A 6259-nucleotide genomic window follows, 5' to 3' on the forward strand; every position below is an offset into this window, starting at 1 on the left:
AGGGTGAAGTATGCGCCCATTAGACGGAATTCGTGTGTTAGATTTATCAAGGGTTTATGCGGCACCTGCCGGGTCTATGTTATTGGCAGATTTAGGGGCAGAGGTCATCCGAATTGAACATCCCGATGGTTCAGATAGCATGCGGGATTGGGGGCCATTTGTGAATGACCAAAGTACGTACTATCTTTGTGCCAATCGAAATAAAAAATCAATTGTATTAAATTTAAAAAAACAAGAAGATAAAGAGAAATTTTTATCTTTCGTTGCAGATGCGGATGTCGTATTAGAAAATTTTAAAACGGGCGATATGGCACGAATGGGGTTAAGTTACGAAGTATTAAAGAAAGTGAACCCTCGAATTATTTATTGTGCTGTAACGGGTTTTGGTCAAACTGGACCCCTTGCGAATGAGCCGGGCTTCGATCCAGTAATTCAAGCAATGAGTGGTTTAATGGATGTAACCGGGGATGCGGAAGGGGAAGCGACAAAAGTCGGTGTACCTATATCAGATATTTTAACTTCTAATTATGTAGCGATAGGGATTTTAGCAGCGTTACGCTTACGGGATCAAACAAATGTAGGCCAGTTTATTGATTTGGCTCTCCTTGATGTTCAATTAAGTAGCCTTGCCAATGTATCCAGTGCTTATTTAAATGCCCATTTTGTTTCAAAACGATTAGGCAATAAACATAACAATGTTGCACCATATCAAGTATTCCCTTGCGCGGATGGACCGTTAATGTTTTGTATCGGTACAGATGCCCAATTTAAAAAGTTTTGTCATATGATCGGTCGTAAAGAATGGGCAGAAGATCCACGTTTTAAAACAAATACATTAAGAAAACAAAATGAACAAGAGTTGACGGAACTTCTACAAGAAATTACTGTTTCAAAGTCGAGGGATGAATGGTTAAGCTTATTGCAACAACATAAAATTCCTGGTGGTCGAGTTAATACAATAGAAGAAGCTTTGGAACAGCCTCAAGTAAAAGCAAGGAACTTAATCGGAGAATTGGAACATCCGGTATACGGAAAGGTGAAATTCGTTAAAAATCCATTACAACATTCAAGTTTAAACATTTCCTATGATCAAGCTCCTCCACTATTAGGAGAACATACGTCGGAATATTTAAATTCTTTGAAAGTGTAATGTTTGAATTCACTTAACAATGGGGAATAGGTTTTGTTATGATGGTTGTGCAAGGGGGAGCTTTTATGGATCAAACGACTTTTGAAAGAAATTATTTAATGAATACAGTTCAAAAAACGGTCCTTATTTTAAGAGCCTTTACAAGGGAAGAACCAAAGCTATCATTAACGGATCTTCATAAAAAAACAGGTATTGGCCTCTCAAGCTTACAACGATTTGTAGCGACACTCGTACATGAAGGGTTTCTCATAAAAGATGAAAAAACCAAACAATATCAGCTTGGCTTATCTCTATTTTATTTAGGAAAATTAGTCGAGCAGGAATCTACTATTCTCGCTATAGCAGAACCTATTTTAAAATCATTAAGTGAAAAAATAGGCGAAAGTGTTTCTATGAGCATTCTAGACGGGGATCAGCGAAGATGCATTTTGAATTACGAGAGTATTCATCAATTAACAGCGAGAAACCATGTTGGAGATACATCCCCTTTATATGCTGGGGCTTCAGCAAAGGCCATTCTTGCCTATCTACCCCAACATGAAATCGATGATTATTTGAATCGGGTAAAAAGGGTTCCGATTACCGATAATACAATAACGAATCGCGATAAACTTTTAGAGGACTTAGTAACAATTCGTAAGCTAGGCTATGTCCAAACTGAAAGTGAACGAATTATAGGGGCTTGTTCTGTAAGTGTCCCTATTATTTCTCATAGTAGACCAATCGCATCTATTGCCATTATTGTTCCGGATGTTCGATTTAACAATGAGGATACAGAAATGTATAGAGACTTCCTTTTCAATGCAAAAAGGGAGATTGAAAAGCATCTTTCATAAGTGGAATTTTTTACTGTTTTGAAAAAAGCTTGGCAAGTCGAATGCCGAGCTTTTTCTAATGAATTTTTTCAACACCATTGAACAACTCAGTGTAAAATCGTAGTGTGAATTAGATTTTAGGAGAATTAAAAAATATGCATTTTAAACAAGAATTAAAAGTTTTAGAACTTCCAAAATGGGGTCCATATTTGCGCAAGACATGGGAAAATGAATTTGCCAACCATTTATCAAAGGAAGAAAAGGAAGAGATTCATTTAAATAGTTTCTTATGGCATTTATGTAGCTGGGAAGCTGTTGATTGTGCAATGAAAGAAGAGGCTATTAAACTTTTTAATAAAGAAGCTAAAAGGAAATGTACAATCTTTTATCAATTTGTAGATGAATCTTATTTAGTAGAAAACGGGAAAGGTCTACTTATTCAAGATTTACCGTATGACCAATACCATATGGACTACGGCGATATTTACGTAATGGATTGGGAACGAAATTGGACATTCATGATGACCCATGAAGAACTATGCGGACCTTATTTCATTTCGAAAATATGAAGGTTCTCTTACTTTAGGGGAGAGCCTTCTTTATGTTCTTCTATCAATTTCATGGGGAAACAAGGCTTTTTGGAAATGTTTGTAGAATATTAAAGTAAAGTTAAGGGGAATTTTGGATAGATGGAGGGGGTAAATTGGTACTTTTATGGCAACTTTCACTATTTATTTCAATGGTTACTTTAATATTAGGAATCGAAAAAAAGTCTTGGATACTTCTATTAATTAGCACAATCACTTTCTTACCAATTGCTTACTATTTTTCGGGTTCGAATAATGTTTGGAAATTTGTAGGGATTACGCCAATTATATTACTTATTTTAACTACATTAATGTGGTTTATCAAAAAGAAAACATGGGTGTAATAAGCTAGAAGGCTCGGCATTTTAATTGTATCAAATAAAGGCGTTACCATTTTTGGAGGTGCTAGTATGTCCCAATATGTTTACCATATGGTTCCAAAAGATATGCAAGGAGATCGACTGATTCCATTAAATGTGTTAGGAACAACTTATCCCCACTTGTATGAGCAATATACAAAAAAATATTTTGACCATCCTGACCGACCAAATCTACTCAAAAGACAAGTTCCTAAATTACATTGCTTATGGAATGATGTGCTTCATTTCCTACCTATGCATCCTTTTCATGTGTATGATGCACTCACTAAGTTAGAAATCAAGAAAAAGGAAAATTTGCTTTTCTTCAAAATTCCAGTGGAACGACTCCAACCGAATCAAAATGCTCTCTATCTCTACTCTAAGGAAAATTTTAAAGGGCCAGCAGAAGAATTTGATGAACAGGACTTCCTGCTGCTCGATATTGCCGAATATAAAGAAATGAGAAAAATTCCTTCTGAAACAGTGGAATATTATAATGCTGGAAAAAAGAATGGAAAACCTTTTGGAATGTTTCACTTCATTCCCCATGTATTAAGTTTAGGGGAAATAGATGTGACGAATGTAGAAATCATTTCGTGGAATCAGGAGGAGGTCTCTGCCAATGTTGATGGCCATTGAAGAGTTGCCTAACGATAAACCGATTGCGGGCGTACATTGTGTTCCGATAACAGATGATGGGTTAGTTGTAATGGCTTGGGACAAGGAAGAACAGATTCTCACAACAATCGGTGGAAGAATAGAAGGGAACGAAAGCTTTGAAGAAGCGTTGGAGCGAGAAGCGATGGAAGAAGTAGGGATGACGATATCAAATGAAAAAATTCCTTTTGCCTCATGGTACTGGGAATCGACTGACACATATACGATTTGGTATTTGGTAAAAGTACAACAATTTTTGCCTTATACATTTGAAAATGAAAAAACAGGATATGTTCTATTGAACTTTAACACGGCAAAACAAATGATTACAAAGCTTGAAACGAACTTTGAGAAACGAATTCAAATACTAGATTTAGCTTATAAAAAAGCGATACAATTGGAATGGTTATAAAAACTTAGTCATCAAGACATGTTAAAGGAGCGCGTTTTTAGTTGCTTATTGCCATTTGTATTTTAGTATTAGCAATTATTTTGGCTGTATATTTCAGTCGGAATAAATCGGCAAAACGAAAATTTACTGTTTGGGGTATTACAACCATCGTCTTTGTCGCACCGTTATTATCATGGATATTAGGGATATTATTCGGTATGAATAAAGGGGACGGCTTCGTCGGAATGACGGTGATGGTCTATGGATTTGTCTTCCTTATGGTCATCGGATTTATTTTACTGTATTATGGAATTTTTAAAAGAGAACGACCAAAATTTTAAGAGGCGTTTCTACCATTTGTAGAGGCGTTTTTTTTATAGAGATGGTGAGCAAAAACTTTCTATTGTATTTGGAGATAATGAGCATTAACATGAAAATAAAACTTGGCTAAAAAGGAGTGGTTGGATGTCACAAGAAATAGCTTTTCGAGACGCAACACTAGAAGATTTACCGAGAATTGTTGAAATATATAACTCTACCATTCCTGGTAGAATGGTAACGGCAGATACAGAACCTGTAACAGTCGAAGATCGATTAAAGTGGTTCCACGAACATTCACCATCAAAAAGACCGTTATGGGTAGTAGAGCTAGATGGTCAAATTTGTGGATGGGTTAGCCTTCAAGATTTTTATGGAAGACCCGCCTATAGTGCAACGGTAGAAGTAAGTATTTATTTAGATGAAAATTTTAGAGGGCATGGTCTCGGGAAAAAAGTGTTAACGAAAGTAATTGAATCCGCTCCAAATTATGGAGTGGAGACGATACTAGGATTTATTTTCGGTCACAATGAACCAAGCCTCCGCCTATTTACTAGTTTTGGTTTTGAAAAGTGGGCGTTATTACCAGAGGTTGCTACTTTAGACGGTATCAAAAGAGATTTAATTATATTAGGTAAAAAAGTATCGTAAATCAATTGATTCAACAAAAAGGAATTTAAAGCATGAATTCCTTTTTCTTTTAAGATGAAGGATTTTCGGTTGTAAAGGGAGAAAAGGTTTTATCACAATTTAGTTTTAGTTAAGGGGGATAACATTGATTACTTCCGATAGATTACGATTCCGCAGGTATACGAACGAGGATTTTGATTTTCTCATGTCATTATTATCTGACCCGGATGTTGTTCGCTACATTGGAAATGGGAACGTAAGAGATAAAGAAGGTGGGCAAGAGTTCTTAAATTGGATTTATCGAACATATGAATTCGGTGAATATTATGGCTTAATGGTGTTAGTCAATAAAGAGGATAACAGCTTAATTGGGCATGCTGGATTAGTACCCCAAACGATAGACGGCAAAGAAGAGATCGAAATCGGCTATTGGATTGCCAAACGATATTGGGGAAAAGGCTACGCAACTGAAGCAGCTAAAACGTTATTGGATTATGGTAAAGCGCAATTAAAACTAGAAAGGTTTATTGCCCTTATTCAACCTGCTAATACGGCATCCAAAAAGGTTGCAGAAAAGATTGGAATGACATTAGAAAAGGAAATTGTTTTAAAAGGGCAAGATGTTTATTTATATTCCTTATCCTAAGGATACCTTTCCATATAAAAAGGAGATTCACAATGACTTATAGAGAAAGAACAATGAAGGAAGTGGACGAATGGTTAGAGGGGCTACCCGAAAACATTCAAGAAATGACCCTCGTTTTAAGAAAACTAATTTTAGATGCGTCACCGAAACTGAAGGAAGAGTACAAATGGTCCATGCCGAACTATTCAAACAATGGATTAGTATGTTATTTACAAACGGCGAAAAAACATGTGAACCTCGGTTTCCATCAAGGAATTGAGCTTGAAGAAATGGATGTCCATCACTTACTACAAGGTTCAGGTAAAACTATGAGGCATATACAAATTAAAAAAATGGAAGACATTCAACCGGATCTTTTTACTTCCTTTATTCAGGCAGCCGTTGCAATAAATGAGAAATAGGATAAGTAAGGCGATAATCTTAATTAGATTATCGTTTTTTATTTGACCAAGCGAATACTTGTGCAGTGTAGTCAATGCTAACATTCCTTCAAAACGTTATATGGAATAGATGAAAAATTTCATGAAACAGTGGTCAATCATCCTCATTTACAACTGATTCTTATCCCTTAAGGTGGGCTTAATAAAATAATAATTTTGGATTAGAAGCAATCAGTAATGGTGATTGCTTTTTTTATTAATTCTTTTAAAACCACGTGCTCTGCACGTGTGAAAATATACTTTTAGAGTGGTAATGGAGATGGAAT

At 35.8% G+C, this 6259-nt stretch carries 10 protein-coding genes; all 10 read left to right on the forward strand.

Going from position 1 to position 6259, the window contains the following annotated elements; all coding sequences use genetic code 11:
- The first annotated feature begins 10 nt into the window (after nt 1-10).
- The 10 genes from ACH0B5_RS15120 to ACH0B5_RS15165 all read left to right on the forward strand — a co-directional run bounded on the left by ACH0B5_RS15120 (nt 11) and on the right by ACH0B5_RS15165 (nt 5954).
- Entirely contained in the window at nt 11-1150 is a 1140-nt protein-coding gene (locus ACH0B5_RS15120) for a CaiB/BaiF CoA transferase family protein (RefSeq protein WP_122970742.1), read from the forward strand.
- Between the two features lie 65 nt (nt 1151-1215).
- Nucleotides 1216-1986 carry an IclR family transcriptional regulator gene (locus tag ACH0B5_RS15125; RefSeq protein WP_122970741.1) on the forward strand — a complete coding sequence of 257 codons (771 nt, stop codon included), beginning with the start codon at nt 1216-1218 and terminating at the stop codon, nt 1984-1986.
- Between the two features lie 134 nt (nt 1987-2120).
- On the forward strand, nt 2121-2534 hold the full coding sequence (locus ACH0B5_RS15130) for a DUF4275 family protein (protein ID WP_341361725.1): 414 nt from the start codon (nt 2121-2123) through the stop codon (nt 2532-2534).
- Between the two features lie 134 nt (nt 2535-2668).
- Nucleotides 2669-2896 carry a hypothetical protein gene (locus ACH0B5_RS15135; RefSeq protein ID WP_406928050.1) on the forward strand — a complete coding sequence of 76 codons (228 nt, stop codon included), beginning with the start codon at nt 2669-2671 and terminating at the stop codon, nt 2894-2896.
- A 66-nt stretch (nt 2897-2962) separates the two neighbouring features.
- Nucleotides 2963-3550, forward strand: a complete 588-nt coding sequence (locus tag ACH0B5_RS15140; RefSeq protein WP_406928051.1) for a group-specific protein — start codon at nt 2963-2965, stop codon at nt 3548-3550.
- Nucleotides 3534-3980: an NUDIX hydrolase gene (locus ACH0B5_RS15145; RefSeq protein WP_406928052.1), complete on the forward strand. Its 447-nt coding sequence runs from the start codon at nt 3534-3536 to the stop codon at nt 3978-3980. Before ACH0B5_RS15140 ends, ACH0B5_RS15145 begins: the two co-directional genes overlap by 17 nt.
- A 41-nt stretch (nt 3981-4021) precedes the next feature.
- Nucleotides 4022-4300, forward strand: a complete 279-nt coding sequence (locus ACH0B5_RS15150; RefSeq protein ID WP_122970738.1) for a hypothetical protein — start codon at nt 4022-4024, stop codon at nt 4298-4300.
- 124 nt (nt 4301-4424) lie between these two features.
- On the forward strand, nt 4425-4928 hold the full coding sequence (locus ACH0B5_RS15155) for a GNAT family N-acetyltransferase (RefSeq protein ID WP_122970737.1): 504 nt from the start codon (nt 4425-4427) through the stop codon (nt 4926-4928).
- A 124-nt stretch (nt 4929-5052) separates the two neighbouring features.
- Nucleotides 5053-5553, forward strand: a complete 501-nt coding sequence (locus ACH0B5_RS15160) for a GNAT family N-acetyltransferase (protein ID WP_122970736.1) — start codon at nt 5053-5055, stop codon at nt 5551-5553.
- 32 nt (nt 5554-5585) lie between these two features.
- Nucleotides 5586-5954, forward strand: coding sequence for a DUF1801 domain-containing protein (locus ACH0B5_RS15165; RefSeq protein ID WP_122970735.1), 369 nt, complete (start codon nt 5586-5588; stop codon nt 5952-5954).
- Nucleotides 5955-6259 lie beyond the last annotated feature (305 nt).

Source organism: Ureibacillus sp. 179-F W5.1 NHS, assembly GCF_045369345.1.
GTDB classification, from domain to species: domain Bacteria; phylum Bacillota; class Bacilli; order Bacillales_A; family Planococcaceae; genus Ureibacillus; species Ureibacillus halotolerans.

What these genes read in the sequence shown, in the direction of transcription:
- ACH0B5_RS15120 (WP_122970742.1), top strand. Translation starts at nt 11, where the DNA reads ATGCGCCCATTAGACGGAATTCGTGTGTTAGATTTATCAAGGGTTTAT.
- ACH0B5_RS15125 (WP_122970741.1), top strand. Translation starts at nt 1,216, where the DNA reads ATGGATCAAACGACTTTTGAAAGAAATTATTTAATGAATACAGTTCAA.
- ACH0B5_RS15155 (WP_122970737.1), top strand. Translation starts at nt 4,425, where the DNA reads ATGTCACAAGAAATAGCTTTTCGAGACGCAACACTAGAAGATTTACCG.
- ACH0B5_RS15130 (WP_341361725.1), top strand. Translation starts at nt 2,121, where the DNA reads ATGCATTTTAAACAAGAATTAAAAGTTTTAGAACTTCCAAAATGGGGT.
- ACH0B5_RS15145 (WP_406928052.1), top strand. Translation starts at nt 3,534, where the DNA reads ATGTTGATGGCCATTGAAGAGTTGCCTAACGATAAACCGATTGCGGGC.
- ACH0B5_RS15165 (WP_122970735.1), top strand. Translation starts at nt 5,586, where the DNA reads ATGACTTATAGAGAAAGAACAATGAAGGAAGTGGACGAATGGTTAGAG.
- ACH0B5_RS15140 (WP_406928051.1), top strand. Translation starts at nt 2,963, where the DNA reads ATGTCCCAATATGTTTACCATATGGTTCCAAAAGATATGCAAGGAGAT.